The organism is Streptomyces sp. NPDC054047 (assembly GCF_055585065.1).
Genome location: NZ_JBVJKV010000013.1, coordinates 196,395 through 213,401, shown reverse-complemented (window position 1 = coordinate 213,401; position 17,007 = coordinate 196,395). Strand labels below are relative to the sequence as shown.

Here is a 17,007-nt window from a genome sequence, read left to right as displayed (position 1 = left end):
GCATCAGCGATCCCCGCAATTCCGCCCTGTTTGCTCGGGCCGGACAGCGGAAACAAGAGGTCGGCGCAGCAACGAGGCCGACAGATGGTGTTGAATTTCCTTCGGGGCCTTGGTGCCGTACGGCACTGGGGCCCCTCGACGCGTTGGCACAACGAGGTGACATGACTGCAGATACCCCGCTCACCGGTCGTCTGGACGACGACGACTACCCCGCCTACACCATGGGGCGGGCCGCCGAGATGCTCGGCACCACACCCGGTTTCCTGCGGGCCATCGGTGAGGCCCGGCTGATCACACCGCTCCGCTCGGAGGGCGGCCACCGGCGCTACTCCCGCTACCAGCTGCGGATCGCCGCGCGCGCTCGCGAGCTGGTGGACCAGGGAACCCCGGTCGAGGCGGCGTGCCGCATCGTCATCCTCGAGGATCAGCTCGAGGAGGCCCAGCGCATCAACGCCGAGTACCGCCGCACCGCGGCCGAGTCGAGCGACAGCACGAGCTGAGCCCCGCCCTCCCGGGGAGAGATCCCCTCCCTGGGGCGGGCTCGCTCCGCGCCCGCTTCATGCCCGCTGCACGCTTTCGTCGGCGGCCGGGGGCCACACCCCCGGCGCGAGAACCCCCAGCGCGTACGCCCGCGCCACCAGCTCCGTCCGGTTGGCCGCGCCCCAGCGCTCGGTCAGGCGCCGCAGGTGGTAGGTCACGCCGTCGCGGGTGAGGCCCGTCTCGCGGGCCGCCCGAGCCGTGGTGGCGCCACCGGCCAGCAGGGCCAGGATGCGGGTCTCGGCCGCGGACGCGGCTTCGACGGGCGCCGGATCCGGGGCGGGCTCCTCCCCCAGGACGCGCAGCAGCACCAGCAGGCCGGGGACCGCGTCGACCGTGTCGCTCACCGGCTCCGCCGTCAGCTCGCCGTGGCGCCGCACTCCGTCGGCCGCCTCCCAGTGCACCGCGACCGGGTAGCGCGAGCGGTGCCGCAGCCGCAGCGCCTCGGCGATCCGTAGGACCTGTGTCTTCTCCTCGGGGCGGAACAGCTCCAGCACGTTGCGCTCCCGCAGGGTGCCCGAGGTCTCGCCCCACTGCGCCGCCATCGCCGGATTGGCGAGGATGATCGCGCCGTTCGCGTCGCACACCGCGACCGGCATCGGGATGCGGTTGAAGAGGAGCATGGCGCGGTTGCGCCACAGCACGGAGTCCGCGCAGTCCACGGGCGACTCCTTCCTGGGCCGTCAAGAGCGGGGCGTCATTCGCCACTACACAATCATGTAGCGCCGCGGCGCGGCCCCGCGGGGACCGGCGATCAAGCTGGGGAGCAGTGACTTCCGTACGGCGAAAGGCAGTTGTCACGTCATGCCCCCCACCACCGCACCGCTCCCCCAGGGCGCCGCAGCCGACCCCGACGGCGTACCCCTGATCGACATTTCCGCCACCGGGCCGGGGCCCGCCCCGCTTCAGCAGGTCATGGACCTGGTCCGCCGCCACGGGCCCGTGGTGCGGCGGCGGCTGCACGGCCGCGACGCGCTGTTCGTGAGCGATCTCGATCTCGTGACCGAGCTCGCCGACGAGAGCCGCTTCGCCAAGCACGTGGGCCCCGCCCTGGAGAACGTGCGCGAGTTCACCGCCGACGGACTGTTCACCGCGTACAACGAGGAGCCCAACTGGGCCCGTGCGCACGACATCCTGATGCCCGCGTTCGCGCTGGGCTCGATGCGCACCTACCACCCGATGATGCTGCGCGTCGCCCACCGCCTCATCGAGTCGTGGGACCGCGGTGCGCGCGAGGGGCGTCCCGTGGACGTGCCGGGCGACATGACCCGGATGACGCTGGACACGATCGGGCTCGCCGGGTTCGGCTACGACTTCGGGTCCTTCGAGCGGGCCGATTCGCATCCCTTCGTCGAGGCCATGGTCCGCTGTCTGGAGTGGAGCATGAAGCGGCTGAGCCGCACGCCGGGCAGCGACCACGCGGCGGCCGACGCGGCGTTCCGGGCCGACGCCGACTATCTCGCCCAGGTCGTCGACGAGGTCATTGCGGCGCGGTCCGGCGACAGGCCCGGCGCGTCGGCCGCCGAGGATCTGCTCGGCCTCATGCTCAGCGCCGCGCACCCGGCCGACGGCACGAAGCTGGACACCGCCAACATCCGCAACCAGGTCATCACCTTCCTGATCGCGGGGCACGAGACGACGTCCGGCGCGATGTCGTTCGCGATGTACTACCTCGCCAAGCACCCCGCCGTGCTCGACCTCGTACGGCGCGAGGTCGATGCCCTGTGGGGCGACAACCCTGATCCCGAGCCGACCTTCGACGACGTCGGGCGGCTCACGTACACCCGTCAGGTACTGAACGAGGCGCTGCGCCTGTGGCCGACGGCCGCCGCGTTCGGCCGGCACGCCCGTGCGGACACGCTCCTCGGCGGCCGCATCCCGCTGCGCGCGGGCCAGGGTGTCACCGTGCTCGCGCCGATGCTGCACCGCCAGCCCGTGTGGGGCGACAACCCGGAGCTCTTCGACCCCTCGCGCTTCACCGCCGAGGCGGAGGCCGCGCGCTCCCCGCACGCGTTCAAGCCGTTCGGCACCGGTGAACGGGCCTGCATCGGGCGGCAGTTCGCGCTGCACGAGGCGACCATGCTGCTCGGGATGCTGGTGCACCGCTACCGGCTGCACGACCACGCCGACTACCGGCTCACCGTCAAGGAGACGCTCACCCTCAAGCCCGACGGCTTCACGCTCACGCTGACGCCGCGCACCGCCGCCGACCGCGTGCACGGCCTCCTGCCGGGCACGACAGCGGGCCAGGCGGTCGCGGAGCCCGACGCCGCGGTGCTGCCCGCGCGCGTCGTGCCCGGCACCCGCGCGCTCTTCCTGCACGGCAGCAACTACGGGACCTGCCGGGACTTCGCCGCTCAACTCGCCGACGAGGCGGCGTCGGTGGGCTGCGACACGGAGGTCGCGCCGCTGGACGCGTACGCCGGCGCGCTGCCCGCCGACCGCCCGGTCGTCATCACCGCCGCCTCCTACAACGGCCGGCCCACCGACGACGCCGCGGCGTTCGCCTCCTGGCTGGACGGCGCCCCGGCGGCCACCGCGGAGAACGTCACGTACGCGGTCCTCGGCGTGGGCGACCGCAACTGGGCCGCCACCTATCAGCACGTCCCGACGCGCTTGGACGAGCGGCTCGCGGAGCTGGGCGGCACCCGGCTCCTGGAGCGCACGGCGGCCGACGCGTCGGGCGATCTCGGCGGCGCCGTCCGCGATTTCACGGCCCGGCTGCGCAGGACCCTTCTGGAGCAGTACGGCGATCCCGACGCGCTGGACGCTCCGGAGGCCGTCGAGCCCGCGGACGCGTACGAGGTGCGTGAGGTGACCGGCGGCCCGCTGGACGCGCTCGCCGCGCGGCACGGCCTCGTCCCGATGACGGTCAGCGAGGCCTACGACCTCACCGCGCCCGGCCATCCCCGCACGAAGCGCTTCGTACGGCTCGCGCTGCCAAAGGGCACGACCTACCGCACCGGCGACCACCTCACCGTGCTGCCCGTCAATGATCCGGCGCTCGTCGAGCGGGCCGCCGCAGCGCTCGGCGTGGACCTGGACGCGGTGCTCGACATCCGCGCGAGCCGCCCGCGCCGCGACGGCCTGGCCGTGGACCGCCCCCTGACGGTGCGCCAACTTCTCGCACAACACGTCGAGTTGCAGGACCGACCGACCGCCGGTCAGCTGGCGGTGCTCGCCGCCGCCAACCCCTGCCCGCCCGAGCGGGCCGCCCTCGCCGCCCTGGCCGAGGACGCCGCGGCCCGCGCGGCCGACGGGCGCACGCTGCTCGAACTGGTCGAGGCCTGCCCCGCCCTGCGCGGCGCCCTGCCGTGGGCTCAACTGCTCGACGTGCTCACGCCCTTGCGGCCCCGCCACTACTCGGTGTCCTCGTCGCCGGGCGTGCGGCCCGGTCACGCCGACCTGATGGTCTCCCTCCTGGAGGCCCCGGCGCGTTCGGGCAGCGGGCGGCTGTACCGAGGCACGGGCTCCGGCCACCTCAACGGGGTGCGGCCGGGCGACACCGTCCTGGCCCGCGTCCAGCCCTGCCGGGAGGCCTTCCGCATCGACCACGCGGACGCGGCGCCCGTCATCATGGTCGCCGCGGGCACGGGCCTGGCCCCCTTCCGCGGCACGATCGCGGACCGCGCGGCGCTGGTGGCCGACGGAGCTCACCTCCCGTCCGCGCTCTGCTACTTCGGGTGCGACGCCCCGGACGCGGACTTCCTGCACGCCGATGAGCTGCGCGCCGCCGAGGCCGCCGGAGCGGTCTCACTGCGCCCCGCCTTCAGCGCCTCCCCCGTCGACGGAGTGGCCTTCGTCCAGCACCGCATCGCGGCGGAGGGCGACGAGGTATGGTCCCTGCTGGCCGCCGGAGCCCGGGTGTACGTGTGCGGCGACGGCTCACGCATGGCCCCGGGCGTACGCGACGCCCTGCGCACCCTGCACCGTGACCGCACACCGGGGGCCACGGCGGCGGACTCCGAGCAGTGGCTGAACGAGCTGACGGCACAAGGCCGTTACGTCGAGGACGTGTACGCGGCCGGGTGAGGCTACCGAGGAGGACGACCGGGTGAGCCCACCGAGGAAGGCAGCCCGCTCACGCCGGGCCCGGCACCCCGGGCCCGGCGTGCGGGGCGGTGGCGAACAACTCCTCCAGGGCGTGGGTCGTCTCGTTGCTGTTGAGGTGGTGCAGGCCCCGGATGCCGAGTCGGGCCGCCCCGCTCAGGTTGTGCTCCAGGTCGTCGATCATGACGCAGGCTGAGGGTTCGACGCCCAGGCGGTCGCAGGCCGTCTGGTAGATGCGGCGGCCCGGCTTGCGGGAGCCGATGTCGCTGGAGATCACCACCACGTCCGCGAGGGCGTCCAGGTCGTAGCCCTGGTAGCAGTCGTCGCCCAGCGCGTTCGACACGATCGCCACCGGGATGCCCCGGGCGCGCAGGCCCCTCAGCGCCGCGAGCATCGCCTCGTCAGGCCGCATGCCCGCCCCGATGGCGGCGACGAGACCCACCGGTTCCACCTCCACGCCCTTCTCGCGCAGCCGCCCCGCGATGCCCCGCTCGAACTCGGCCTCGCTCATGCGCCCGCACTCGTGCTCCACGAGCAGCGCCGACGCCTCCGTGTCCTCCCGGAACAGCCGCTCGATCAGCAGGGGGTCGTCGCTCACCCGTGCCGAGTAGGAGCGGAACGAGTCGAGCACGCTGGTGGTCAGTACGCCGCCGAAGTCGGTGAGCACCGCGCGCGCGGGCGCGTGCGGGCGTTCCTCCGTCGGCTCGAGCGTCGGTGTCGGCTCAGGCATGTGGTCCACTGCCGCCTCCTCAGGTTCCGCCCTTTTCGGCGTAGTTCAAACGTCGGTCGAGGATCTCCAGGACCCGCTCGCCCCAGCGCAGGTTCGACTCCTCCAGCGAGCGGCCCGCCATCAGTGTGAGGTAGGGGCCGATGCGCTCGGCGGCGCGCAGGTACTCCGCCTCGTCGCGGCCGCCCAGTAGATGGAGGCGCAGCCGTTCGTACCGGGCGAGCTTGCCGCGCGACCACTCCATGCGCTCCTCGACCAGCGCGCGGGTGGCGGCCGGGTCGGCGCCGTCCATGGCCTGCACCTTGACCATGAGTTCGTCCCGGATCGCGATGGGCCGGGGCGGCTCGGCGGCGAAGGCGTGCAGATCGCGCAGCCCGGCATCGGTGAGCGTGAACATCCGCTTGTTCGGCCTGCGCTCCTGCTGCACCACGCGGGCGTCGATCAGCCCGTCGCCCGCGAGGCGCTCCAGCTCGCGGTAGAGCTGCTGGGGAGTCGCGGACCAGAAGTTCGACACGGAGACGTCGAAGATCTTGGCCAGGTCGTAGCCGGACGACTCACCCTCCAGGAGCGCCGCGAGCACCGCGTACTTCAGAGACATCTGGACACCGTACACCGATGCGATTACTCTCCCCCGCACCTACTCAACAAATTGACTAGGTCTCTCAGATGCGAGGTGTGGGCATGCAGGCTTTCCGCAAGGCCGTCGAGGCCGACGATCACGCGGCCATCGAGGCGCTCCTGGCCGATGACGTCGTCTTCTCCAGCCCGGTGGTGTTCCGGCCCTACCCGGGCAAGGCGACGACCGCCGCGATCCTGCGCGGCGTCACCCGGGTCTTCGAGGACTTCCGGTACGTACGGGAGATCAACGACGCCGCGGGGCGCGACTCCGCGCTCGTCTTCGAGGCCCGGGTCGGCGACCGGCAGATCACCGGCTGCGACTTCCTCCACGTGAACGAGGACGGGCTGATCGACGAGTTCATGGTGATGGTCCGCCCGCTGTCGGCCGCCCAGGCGCTCGCCGAGGCCATGGGCGCCCAGTGGGACCGGATCACCCAGGAGGCGGCGGGCGCGTAGGCGCCGCCGACTACCAGGCGCGGGCCGACCGGACGAGGTGGTCGCGGACGAGGGCGACGTGCGGGTTGTCCGCCGAGCCGGGGCGCTGCACCAGGAAGCCGGTGTTGATCGGGGCGTCCTCCGGGTCGTGGAGGAGGACCAGCGTCCCGGCGGCCAGCGCGTCGCGGCAGAGATAGCGGGGCAGCACGGAGAAGCCGGCCCCCGCGATCACGGCCGACAGCACGCCCCGCAGGTCGGGGACCGTGACCGAGGCCTCGCAGACGAGCCGCTTGCCGAAGACGTGCCGCCAGTAGCGGCGGGCGATCGGCAGGTCATCGGCGTACGTGACGAGGGGGACGCCCAGCAGCACGCCGGGGCCGTCGGCCGCGATCCGGTCCGGGCCGCCGATGCGCTCGGCCCACGAGGGCGCCGCGACCATCACGAACTCCTCGTCCGCCAGCGGCACCGAGCTCAGGGAGCGCCCGCGGGGGCGGGCCGTGGCGATCACCAGGTCGTGCCGTCCCGCCCGCAGCTCGTCCAGGAGCCGGTCGCTCAGGCCCGTCGTCACGCGCAGCCGGACGCCCTGCTCGATCAGCGGCGCCAGCGCGGGCAGCGCGCAGTGGCAGAGCATCTCCGCCGGGCCCGCCAGGTGGACGGGCTCCGCAGGGGCGCCGTCGAGGGGGCCGCCGTGTCCGGTGACCGCGGCGAGGGCGTCGAGGGGGTCGACGACCCGGGCGGCGAGCGCGTCCGCGTACGGCGCCGGGGCGACCCCGCGCGGCAGCCGCTCGAACAGCTCCCGGTCGACCTGCCGCTCCAGGGCCCGGATCTGCGTGGTGACGGTGGGCTGCGAGAGGCCGAGCAGCCGGGCCGCGGCGGTGAAGGAACCCGAGCGGTACACGGCCAGGAACGTACGCAGCAGGTTCAGGTCCAGCGGGCCCCCGGCGGCGCCGTGCGCCACGGCCGGTCCGTCCGGCCCGGCTGGTGCGGCCCCCTGAGCTATTCCCGCCGACCCATCGGAATTCCTATCTCCCATATGGGTCAGCCTATTGGATTTCGTTGGGCAGGCCCACCTACCTTCGAGGACAGCACCGACTGACGCTCTGAGCACAGAACGTCAGAGATTCCAGCCTCGGAGAGACACATGTCCAAGATCCTGTTCGTCGTGACCGGCGCCGACCACTGGACGCTGGCCGACGGCACCCAGCACCCCACCGGCTTCTGGGCCGAGGAAGCCGTCGCGCCGTACGAGGCGTTCAAGGCCGCCGGACACGAGATCGTCGTCGCGACACCGGGCGGCGTCGTGCCGACCGTCGACCAGGCGAGCCTGGCGCCCGAGTTCAACGGCGGCCAGGAAGGCGCCGACAAGGTCGCCGCGACCCTCGCGGAGATCAGCGAGTTCCTCGAGCCGCTCAAGCTGGAGGAGGTCGACCTCGCCGACTACGCCGCGGTCTTCTACCCCGGCGGCCACGGCCCCATGGAGGACCTCGCCGTCGACGCCGCGTCCGGCAGGCTCCTGACCACCGCCCTGGAAGTCGGCATTCCGCTCGGCGTCGTCTGCCACGGACCGGCCGCGCTGCTCGCCGCGACCAAGGAGGACGGCACCAACGCCTTCGCCGGGTACGAGGTGACCGGCTTCACCAATGCCGAGGAGACGCAGTCCGGCTTCGCCGAGAAGGCCAAGTGGCTGCTCCAGGACCGGCTCGTCGCGGCGGGCGTCGACTTCCAGGAGGGCGAGGCCTGGGCCCCCAAGGTGGTCGTCGACCGCAACCTGGTCACCGGCCAGAACCCGGCGTCCTCGGCGCCGCTCGCGGCCGAGCTCCTCAAGAAGCTGGCCTGACCCTCATGGGCAGCGACCGGCTCGACGAGGTCCTCGACGCCACCTACGACTCCCTCACGCGGTATGGCGTACGGCGCACCACGATGGACGACATCGCCTCCACGATGGGCGTGTCCCGGTCAGCGGTCTATCAGTACGTCCGCAACAAGGACGACGCCTTCCGCAAGCTCGCCGAGCGCCTGCACGCCGAGGCGCTCGCGCGGGCCCGGCAGGCGGCGGCCGCTGACGCCCCCAGCGCCGAGCGCATCCGGGGCGTCCTCGCCGCCAAGCTCGACCTGGTCCTGCGGCTGGCCGGGGACTCGCCGCACTCCGCCGAGCTCCTCGACGCCAAGGCCCGCCTCTTCGGCGACATCTGCCACGGCTTCACGGGCTCGCTGCGGCACCTGCTCATCGACCTGTTCACCGAAGCGGGCACCCCGGCGTCCGTGGAGCCCGCCGAGGCCGCCGACATCTGCGTCGCCCTGGTCATGGGCCTGGAGTCGGTGTCCGACGGCCGCCGTCTCTTCGGCCCCGCCACGGACGCGCTCCTGACCGGACTGCTCGGCTCGCCGGTCACCACCACCCCGGACTGAGCGCGCCGACCCCGCTCCTCCCCACCCCCCATGCACCACCTCATCTGAGACCTCCCGAGGAGACCCCTCATGCACCACCCCGAAGCGCCCGCCTCCCCCGAACTCGACCCCGAGGCGCTCGTCGCCGGGCTCCGCGCCACCTTCGCCACCGGCCGCACCCGACCCCTGGCCTGGCGCGAGCGGCAGCTCACCCGGCTGCGCTCCCTGTTCACCGAGCACCGCGAGGACATCGCGGACGCCCTGTACGCCGATCTGCACAAGCCGCGCACCGAGGCCTACACCGCCGAAGTCGACTTCCCCGTACGGGAGATCGACCACACGCTGGCCCACCTGGAGGAGTGGCTGCGCCCCCAGCCGCTCGCGTCCGGCGCCCTCGCCGGGCTGCCCGAGGGCTCGACCGCCGGCACGCAGTACGAGCCGCTGGGCACCGTCCTGATCATCGCGCCGTGGAACTACCCCGTACAGCTGCTGCTCGTCCCGCTGGTGGGCGCGCTCGCGGCGGGCAACACGGTCGTCCTGAAGCCGAGCGAGGTCACCCCGGCCACCTCGGAGTTGATCGCCCGGCTCGTCCCGGAGTACCTGGACACGGACGCGGTCGCCGTCGTCGAGGGCGGCGTGCCGGAGACCACCGCGCTGCTCGCCCAGCGCTACGACCACATCTTCTACACCGGCAACGGCGCCGTCGGCCGCATCGTGATGCGCGCCGCCGCCGAGCACCTCACCCCCGTCACCCTCGAACTCGGCGGCAAGTCACCGGTGTTCGTGGACCGTGACGTCGACGTGGCCGCCGTCGCCACGCGCCTGGCCGAGGCCAAGTTCCGCAACGCCGGCCAGACGTGCGTCGCTCCCGACTACGTCCTGACCGATCCGGAGACCGCGTCCGCCCTCGCCCGGGAGCTGCGCACGGCCGTGGAGCGGGTGTTCAGCGCGGACCCCAAGACCTCGGAGACCTACGGACGCATCGTCAACGAGCGGCACTTCGACCGGGTCTCGGCCCTGCTCGGCTCCGGGACGACGGCGTTCGGCGGGCAGAGCGACCGCGACGACGTCTACATCGCGCCGACCGTGCTCACCGACGTGAAGCCCGACGAGCCGGTGATGCGGGAGGAGATCTTCGGCCCCGTCCTGCCGATCGTGAACGTCGACAGCCTCGACGAGGCCATCGCGTTCATCAACGACCGCGACAAGCCGCTCGCCCTCTACGGCTTCACCGAGAACGAGACGACGCGGCAGCGCCTGGCCGCGGAGACGTCGTCGGGCGGGCTCGGCTTCGGCCTGCCGATGGCCCATCTGCGCGTCCCCGAGCTGCCGTTCGGCGGCGTCGGCGAGAGCGGCGTGGGCAACTACCACGGCCCGCACTCCATCGCCACGTTCAGCCACCGCAAGGCCCGCCTCGACGTGCCGCTGGGCTGACTTCCGGCCCATCCCTGTGGCGGCCCTGTGCAGTTTCCGCCCTCGCCGTGCTCCTCCCGGCTGCCGCGCCATAAGCTGCGCGGTTGATCAACGCAACGCCACCGTCCAGGTCGTTCGCGTTCCCCGGGAGGAGCACACATGGCAGAACAGCGCCGTTCGGAACAGGAGTCCGGGCCCGAAGACCCCGGCCGCCGCAGGGTCCTCGCGTATCTGCTGGCGGCGCCGACGCTGGCCGTCGGCGTGCGGCTGGGGGTCGACTCGGCGGGCGGCGAGACGGCCGAGGCCGTGGTGCCGTCGCCGCCGCAGCCCGAGAACCTGCTCGACCTCGGCGACCTGCAGAATCTCGCGGCTGCGCCGACCTCCGGCCTGATCGCGGTCCAGGTGCACACCGACGGCACCGCGTCCTTCGCGGTGCCCCGGGCCGAAGTGGGCCAGGGCATGACCACGGCGGTCGCGATGATGATCGCCGAGGAGATGGACCTGCCGCTCGCCAAGGTCAGGGTCACGCTGGCCGACGCCCGCCCGGAGCTGATGATGAATCAGCTCACCGGCGGCTCGAACTCGATGCGCAGCATCTACCGCCCCGTGCGCGTCGCGGCGGCCGTCGCCCGCCAGCGCCTCGTCGCGACCGCCGCCGAGCAGTGGGGCGTCGCCGCGGGCGACCTGTCCACCAAGGACGGCGTCATCTCGTACGGCTCCACGAAGAGCGCCACGTACGGCTCGCTCGCCGAGGCGGCGGCCAGCGCCAGCGTCGTGGCGGCATCGGCGCGCCTGAAGGATCCCTCGGACTTCACCGTCATCGGCACCCCGCAGAACCGCGTCGACGCGGTGGCCGCCGTGACCGGGCGCAAGTCGTTCGGCATGGACCTCCAGGTCCCGGGCGCCAAGCCGACAATGGTGCGCAGGCCGCCGACGATCAACGGCACCGTCGTGTCCGTCGCCAACGCCGACGCGGTGCGCTCCATGCCGGGCATCACCGATGTCGCCACCGTCAAGCACGGAGTGGCCGTACGCGGCGAGACGTTCGGCCAGTGCATCGACGCGCTGCGGGCGCTGGAGGTGACGTGGGGTCCGGGACCCGTGGACAAGGAGTCCGACGCCACCGTCCTGGCCAAGCTGAAGAAGGCCGCGCTGCCCCTGGTCGTGCCCCCGCTCCTGACGAAGAAGGTCGAGGCCGAGTTCACCTTCGCGTTCGCCAGCAACAGCCCGCTGGAGCCCGACAACGCGATCGCCGACGTGCGCTCCGACCGGGCGGAGATCTGGTCGAGCCTCAAGGTGCCGATCGTGGCGCAGCGCGCGATCGCGACCCAACTCGGCCTGCCCCAGCGGGCCGTGACCGTGCATGTGGTGGAGGGCGGCGGGTCGTTCGGGCGCCACCTCTTCCACGACGTGGCCGCCGAAGCCGCCGAGATCTCGCAGAAGATGGGCAAGCCGGTCAAGCTCTCGTGGTCCCGCACGGACAACTTCCGGCAGGGCCGCACCCATCCCATGTGCGTTTCGCGGGTGCGCGCCACCTACGCGCTGGGCAATGTCCTCAGCTACGAGCAGCGGCACACCAGTTCCCGCACGGACTTCGGCCACGGCCTGGGCGAGGTGCTCACGTCCACGGCCGCGCAGCTGCCGGTGGTGGGCAATCCGACGTTCGCCCAGACCATCTTCCAGCTCACCCAGTCCTCGCCCTACCACTTCGGTGTCACCACGCAGCTGTTGAACGAGGTGCCGCTGAAGTTCAACACGGGCAGCATGCGCAACATCTACTCGCCGAACGTGGCGTGCGCGCGCGAGCTCATCGTCGATCAACTGGCGGCGAAGATGGGCAAGGACCCCGTGGAGTTCCGCCGCGAGTTCGTCAAGGAGAAGCGGCTGCGGGCCGTCCTGGACAAGGCCGCCGAGGCCGGGCAGTGGGGCCGGTCGCTGCCCTCGGGCGTCGCCCAGGGGATCGCGCTGCACGCCGAGTACCGGGGAGCGGTCGCCACGCTCGTCGAGATCGACTGCCGGCCCGAGACGGTGAACCGCGAGGTCAGGGACGGAGTGACCGGGCCGCGCGTCACCAAGGCGCTGATGGTCGTGGACGCGGGGTTCGCCATCAACCCCCGCGGCATCGAGGCGCAGATGATGGGCGGGATGAACGACGCCCTCGCCATGGCGCTCACCTCCAGCCTGCACATCAAGGACGGGCTCCCGCTGGAGGGCAGCTGGGACAACTACTTCTACACCCGGCAGTGGAACACCCCGCTCGAACTGGACGTCGTCGTGATGGGCGAGACCACCGGGAAGCCCGCCGGTGTGGGCGAGTTGGGGGTCGCGCCCGCGTTCGGCGCGATCGCCTGCGCCTACGCGCGCGCCACCGGGACGATGCCGACCAGCTTCCCCATCAACCACGGCACGCTCGGCTTCGATCCGCTGCCGGCCCAGCCGTCCACGCCGCAGTCCCCGACCGACGGTCTCGACCGTGCCTACTGACTCGCCCGTGCCTACTGACGCGCCCGCGTCTGCTGAGGAGCCTTCCGTGCCGCGCCACACCTTCAAGCTCAACGGCGAACAGATCACCGTCGAGGCCGACGACGACGTACGCCTCCTGTGGGTGCTGCGTGACCTGCTCGGCGTGACCGGGCCGAAGTACGGCTGCGGTCTCGGCGTCTGCCAGTCCTGTACGTCGCACATCAACGGCAAGGCGTTCAACCCCTGTTCGGTGCCGGTCTCGAAGATCGGCACCGATGACGAGATCACCACGATCGAGGGCCTGCCCGGCACCGTCGGCAAGGAGCTGCACCCGATGCAGGAGGCGTGGCTGGAGCTGGACGTCTCGCAGTGCGGGTACTGCCAGCCGGGCCAGATCATGGCCGCCGTCGCCAAAGTACGGCAGGCCGCCGCCGCCGGCCGTGAGATCAGTGACGACGACCTGGACGAGATCCGCAACATCTGCCGGTGCGGTACGTACACCCGGATCCGCGAGGCCATCAAGGCCGGGGCGAAGCGGATGTGAACTCCCGCGCGTCCAGGGCGAGTTCCGGCGCCACGGTGGCGCCGGAGCCCGCTGCCGCACGCCGGGGCGGCGGCCTCATGCCCCCAGCAACGCGTCGAGCCCCGCGGCCAGTTGCCCCGGGCCGCCCTGTCCGTCCAGGGAGACGGCGGTGGCCCGCAGCCGCGGGAACTCCTGTGCGGGCATGCGGTGCAGGCCGAGCCGGAAGGCCGGGTCGGGCTCACCGGGCTCGTCGTCCATGGCCCGCAGCTCGACGAGGAGATAGCCGAGCAGCCACGCCGTGAACGCCCGGTGGAGCTCCACGACGCGGCGGCCGCCCAGACCCGCGTCGTGCAGCAGCGCCAGGACGCGTTCGTCGCTGCGCAGGACGGCCGCCGGGCGGCGGGCCAGCGGGGTGGACAGCAGGCGGGTGGCGAGCAGCGGGACCATGTTCGGGTGGCGCAGGGCGACGCGGTGGGTGGCGAGCGCGATGCGGTGCAGCTCCCCCTTCCAGTCGGCGGCTCGGGGCTCGGCGTCCAGGTCGCTCTCCAGTTCCTGGCAGAACGCCTCGACCAGGCCGTCGAGCAGGTCCCCCTTGCTGGACGCGTACCGGTACAGGGCCATCGCCTCCACGCCCAGTTCCGCGCCGAGCTTGCGCATGCTCAGGCCCGAGAGCCCGTCGCGGTCGACGACCTCCAGGGCCGTGGCCAGGACGCGCTCCCGGCTGAGCCGTCCATAACGCCCCCGGTCACTGGCGCGCCGCCCCTCGGCCGCGGCCGCCTTCTTCTCCTTCTCTTTCTCGTTCGGCATGTCCGCCGCGTCCGCCTCTCTGGCCCCCTTGACCTCAGGGAACATCGGGTGCAAAGTCGTACATATACGACGTAAACGTACGTGGTCAGCGTACAGCGTCCGACCTCTCAGGAGCGTCGCGCCATGACGCACAGCGAGCCGATGCCGGCGGATCTGCTCCAGCTGGAGCGGGAGCTCGCGCGGATGTCGGACGGCAACGTCGTGCGGGTCACCGCGGGCGGCCCCGTCTTCGGCCATCCGTTCCCGGTGCGCACCGTCCGCCCCACGACCTTCGTGCCCGCGCTCCCCCGGCACGACCGGGCCGCCCTCACGGTGATCGCCGTGTGCTGGGCGCTGAGCTTCCTGTGGTTCTGGTCCTGGTGGCTTCAGCCCCAGCACCGTGTCGGCTGGGCGGGCCTGATCGTCAACAGTGCCCTGCTGCTGTACCTCACCGCCCTGCCCTGCTACTTCTTCGTCACCGCCCTGCGCCTGCGCCGCGTCAACCCCGCGCTTCCGGTGCCCGCACTTCCGGTCGCCTTCGCCGTGACCCGCGCCCCCTCGGAGCCCTGGCCCACCGTCCGGCACACGCTCGAGGCGATGCTGGCCCAGGACTTCCCGCACCGCTACGACGTGTGGCTGTGCGACGAGGACCCCACCGAGGAGATCATCGCCTGGTGCCGGACGCATCAGGTGCGGATGTCCTGCCGCCGCGGCGTGCGCCCCTACCACCGCAGCGACTGGCCGCGCCGCACCCGCTGCAAGGAAGGCAACCTCGCCTACTTCTACGACAACTGGGGCTACGACCGCTACGAGGTGGTCGCCCAGCTCGACTGTGACCACGTCCCCGCGCCGACCTACCTCGCCGAGATGGTCCGCCCCTTCGACGACCCCGCCATCGGCTACGTCGCCGCCCCCAGCATCTGCGACGCCAACGGCGCGGTGTCGTGGGCGGCCCGGGGACGGCTGCACCGCGAGGCCGTCTGGCACGGCGCGGTCCAGCTGGGGCACAGCGACGGGCTCGCGCCGATGTGCATCGGCTCCCACTACGCCGTGCGCACCCGCGCGCTGCGGGACATCGGCGGCCTCGGCCCCGAGCTCGCCGAGGACTTCTCCACCACGTACCTGCTCAACTCGGCCGGCTGGAACGGCGCGTTCGCCATCGACGCCGAGGCGCACGGGGACGGTCCGCTCACCTTCGCCGACATGATCACGCAGGAGTACCAGTGGTCACGGAGCCTGACCACGATGCTCCTCGGTCTGCTGCCGTGCCATCTGCGACGGCTGCCGCTCGTGCTGCGGCTGCGCTTCTCGTACGCCCTGGCCTACTACCCGCTCCTCGGCCTGATGATCACCGCGGGCCTCACGCTGCCGCCGATCGCCGTCCTCACCGGCCTGCCGTGGATGAACGTCAACTACTTCGACTTCCTGGTCCACTTCTGGGCCATGCCCGTGTGGCTGCTCCTGACCCTGTACGTGATGCGGCGCTGCGGGATGCTGCGCCCGCGCACCGCCCCGCTGATCAGCTGGGAGACCTGGCTGTTCGCGCTCGCCCGCTGGCCGTTCGTCATCCTGGGCCTGTTCGGCGCCGTCGGGCAGAAGCTGCGCCCGCACCCGGTGACCTTCAAGGTCACGCCCAAGGACACCGGCGGGCCGCGGCCGCTGCCCGCCCGGCTCACCCTGCCCTTCGTCGTGCTGGCCGGCGCGCTGTCCTCGATCGCCGTGGTGGGCGAGCTGACAAGCCCCGCGGCCGGCTACGTCTTCCTCTGCCTGCTCGCCGCCGCGACCTACGCGGCCGTCGCCGTCGCCGTGCCCCTGCTCCACGTGCGGGAGGCGGCACGGGCGGCGGACATCCGTTTCACCCGCGCCCTGTCGACCGCCCGCCTGCCGCTGGCCCTGGGCCTCCTGGCGTCCCTTCCGGTCGCCACCGCCATCGTCTTCTACCCGGCGTACGCCGCCGCCGTCCTGAGCTGGTGAACGGGCCATGAGCGCACCCTCCACGATCCTCGTCACCGGCGGAGCGGGCTTCATCGGAAGCCACACCTGCGTCGAACTCCTCGACCACGGCTACGAACTGATCGTGATCGACGACTACTCCCACAGCACCCCGCAGGTCTTCACGCGGGTGGAACGGATCGCCGACCGGTTCGTCGGCGCCGTCTATGAGCTGGACATCCGTGATCGGCGCGCCCTGTCGGCCGTCTTCGACCGCCACTCCGTGGACGCCGTCGTGCACTTTGCCGCGCACAAGGCCGTGGGCGAGTCGACACGGATGCCCATCGAGTACTACGACACCAACGTCGGCGGCACGACCGCGCTGCTGCGGGTCATGCGTGAACACGGCGTGCACCAGCTGGTGTTCTCCTCCTCCTGTTCCGTCTACGGCGACGCGGGGCGCGGGCCGCTCGACGAGTCGACGCCCGCCCGGCCCACCAATCCGTACGCGACGTCCAAGTGGATCTGCGAGCAGGTCCTGGCCGACGTGTGCGCCCGCTGCCCCGAGTTCACCGTGCTGGCCCTGCGCTACTTCAACCCCGTCGGCGCCCACCCCAGCGGACTGCTCGGCGAGGACCCGGGCGGAGTGCCCGACAATCTGATGCCCTACGTGGCGCAGGTCGCCGTCGGGCGGCGCGAGCGGCTCCCCGTCTTCGGCGACGACTACCCCACGCCCGACGGCACCGCGATCCGCGACTACCTCCACGTCATGGACACCGCCGAGGCCCACCGCATCGCCCTGGACCACCTCGCCGACGGACCGGGCCTGCGGGTGTTCAACCTCGGCGTCGGGACCGGCCGTTCGGTCCTCGACGTCATCTCCGCGTTCGGCGCGGCCTGCGGCCGGGCCGTCCCGTACCAGATCATGCCGCGCCGCCCCGGCGACGTGACCGAACTCGTCGCCGACGCGAGCGCGGTGGCGCGCGCCTGGGGCTGGCGCCCCACCCGGGACCTCGCCGACATGTGCCGCGACGCGTGGCGCTTCCAGCAGCTCAACCCCCATGGCTACGCCGGCCCCGGCCGGCACCCCACCAGCAAGCAGCAGGCCCCGTGAGGCCCGACGACCCGTAAGGAG

The 17,007-nt window shown here is 72.3% G+C and carries 15 protein-coding genes; 10 read left to right on the top strand and 5 right to left on the bottom strand.

The genetic code is table 11. The features are described 5' to 3' along the window. Positions 1-161: 161 nt before the first annotated feature. The gene (locus ACZ6ZP_RS36560) at positions 162-500 is read left to right on the top strand and encodes a helix-turn-helix domain-containing protein (RefSeq protein ID WP_351172421.1); all 339 of its coding nucleotides are present in this window, start codon (positions 162-164) and stop codon (positions 498-500) included. A 57-nt stretch (positions 501-557) separates the two neighbouring features. Here ACZ6ZP_RS36560 and ACZ6ZP_RS36555 read toward each other — a convergent pair whose 3' ends face one another. Then, the gene (locus ACZ6ZP_RS36555) at positions 558-1,160 is read right to left on the bottom strand and encodes a PAS domain-containing protein (RefSeq protein WP_351172454.1); all 603 of its coding nucleotides are present in this window, start codon (positions 1,158-1,160) and stop codon (positions 558-560) included. Positions 1,161-1,341: 181 nt separating this feature from the next. Between ACZ6ZP_RS36555 and ACZ6ZP_RS36550 the strand changes: the two genes are divergently transcribed. Beyond that, positions 1,342-4,569, top strand: a complete 3,228-nt coding sequence (locus tag ACZ6ZP_RS36550) for a bifunctional cytochrome P450/NADPH--P450 reductase (protein ID WP_469410122.1) — start codon at positions 1,342-1,344, stop codon at positions 4,567-4,569. Between the two features lie 49 nt (positions 4,570-4,618). On the opposite strand, the gene ACZ6ZP_RS36545 is transcribed toward ACZ6ZP_RS36550, so the two are convergent. Next, a complete protein-coding gene (locus ACZ6ZP_RS36545) occupies positions 4,619-5,317 on the bottom strand; it encodes an HAD family hydrolase (protein WP_469410196.1) in 699 nt (232 codons plus the stop codon). Between the two features lie 19 nt (positions 5,318-5,336). Further along, entirely contained in the window at positions 5,337-5,912 is a 576-nt protein-coding gene (locus ACZ6ZP_RS36540) for a PadR family transcriptional regulator (protein WP_351172415.1), read from the bottom strand. An 83-nt stretch (positions 5,913-5,995) separates the two neighbouring features. On the opposite strand from ACZ6ZP_RS36540, the gene ACZ6ZP_RS36535 reads away from it, so the two are divergent. Beyond that, on the top strand, positions 5,996-6,388 hold the full coding sequence (locus tag ACZ6ZP_RS36535; RefSeq protein WP_351172412.1) for a nuclear transport factor 2 family protein: 393 nt from the start codon (positions 5,996-5,998) through the stop codon (positions 6,386-6,388). Between the two features lie 10 nt (positions 6,389-6,398). Here ACZ6ZP_RS36535 and ACZ6ZP_RS36530 read toward each other — a convergent pair whose 3' ends face one another. Beyond that, positions 6,399-7,400 (bottom strand): LysR family transcriptional regulator, encoded by a 1,002-nt coding sequence (locus ACZ6ZP_RS36530; protein ID WP_383825371.1) that lies wholly within the window; start codon positions 7,398-7,400, stop codon positions 6,399-6,401. Positions 7,401-7,508: 108 nt separating this feature from the next. Between ACZ6ZP_RS36530 and ACZ6ZP_RS36525 the strand changes: the two genes are divergently transcribed. The 5 genes from ACZ6ZP_RS36525 to ACZ6ZP_RS36505 all read left to right on the top strand — a co-directional run bounded on the left by ACZ6ZP_RS36525 (position 7,509) and on the right by ACZ6ZP_RS36505 (position 13,175). Continuing rightward, positions 7,509-8,204 carry a type 1 glutamine amidotransferase domain-containing protein gene (locus ACZ6ZP_RS36525; RefSeq protein ID WP_361472097.1) on the top strand — a complete coding sequence of 232 codons (696 nt, stop codon included), beginning with the start codon at positions 7,509-7,511 and terminating at the stop codon, positions 8,202-8,204. Positions 8,205-8,209: 5 nt separating this feature from the next. Next, entirely contained in the window at positions 8,210-8,776 is a 567-nt protein-coding gene (locus tag ACZ6ZP_RS36520) for a TetR/AcrR family transcriptional regulator (RefSeq protein WP_351172404.1), read from the top strand. 69 nt (positions 8,777-8,845) lie between these two features. Continuing rightward, on the top strand, positions 8,846-10,189 hold the full coding sequence (locus ACZ6ZP_RS36515; protein ID WP_469410118.1) for an aldehyde dehydrogenase family protein: 1,344 nt from the start codon (positions 8,846-8,848) through the stop codon (positions 10,187-10,189). Positions 10,190-10,327: 138 nt separating this feature from the next. Continuing rightward, positions 10,328-12,652 carry a xanthine dehydrogenase family protein molybdopterin-binding subunit gene (locus ACZ6ZP_RS36510; RefSeq protein ID WP_468617695.1) on the top strand — a complete coding sequence of 775 codons (2,325 nt, stop codon included), beginning with the start codon at positions 10,328-10,330 and terminating at the stop codon, positions 12,650-12,652. A 46-nt stretch (positions 12,653-12,698) separates the two neighbouring features. After that, positions 12,699-13,175: a (2Fe-2S)-binding protein gene (locus tag ACZ6ZP_RS36505; protein WP_351172395.1), complete on the top strand. Its 477-nt coding sequence runs from the start codon at positions 12,699-12,701 to the stop codon at positions 13,173-13,175. Between the two features lie 75 nt (positions 13,176-13,250). Here ACZ6ZP_RS36505 and ACZ6ZP_RS36500 read toward each other — a convergent pair whose 3' ends face one another. Beyond that, positions 13,251-13,961, bottom strand: coding sequence for a TetR/AcrR family transcriptional regulator (locus ACZ6ZP_RS36500; RefSeq protein ID WP_351172392.1), 711 nt, complete (start codon positions 13,959-13,961; stop codon positions 13,251-13,253). Positions 13,962-14,084: 123 nt separating this feature from the next. On the opposite strand from ACZ6ZP_RS36500, the gene ACZ6ZP_RS36495 reads away from it, so the two are divergent. Both ACZ6ZP_RS36495 and galE read left to right on the top strand, forming a co-directional pair. Further along, on the top strand, positions 14,085-15,914 hold the full coding sequence (locus tag ACZ6ZP_RS36495; protein ID WP_469410115.1) for a glycosyltransferase family 2 protein: 1,830 nt from the start codon (positions 14,085-14,087) through the stop codon (positions 15,912-15,914). A gap of 7 nt (positions 15,915-15,921) precedes the next feature. Beyond that, positions 15,922-16,986 carry a UDP-glucose 4-epimerase GalE gene (gene galE / locus ACZ6ZP_RS36490; RefSeq protein WP_351172386.1) on the top strand — a complete coding sequence of 355 codons (1,065 nt, stop codon included), beginning with the start codon at positions 15,922-15,924 and terminating at the stop codon, positions 16,984-16,986. Positions 16,987-17,007 lie beyond the last annotated feature (21 nt).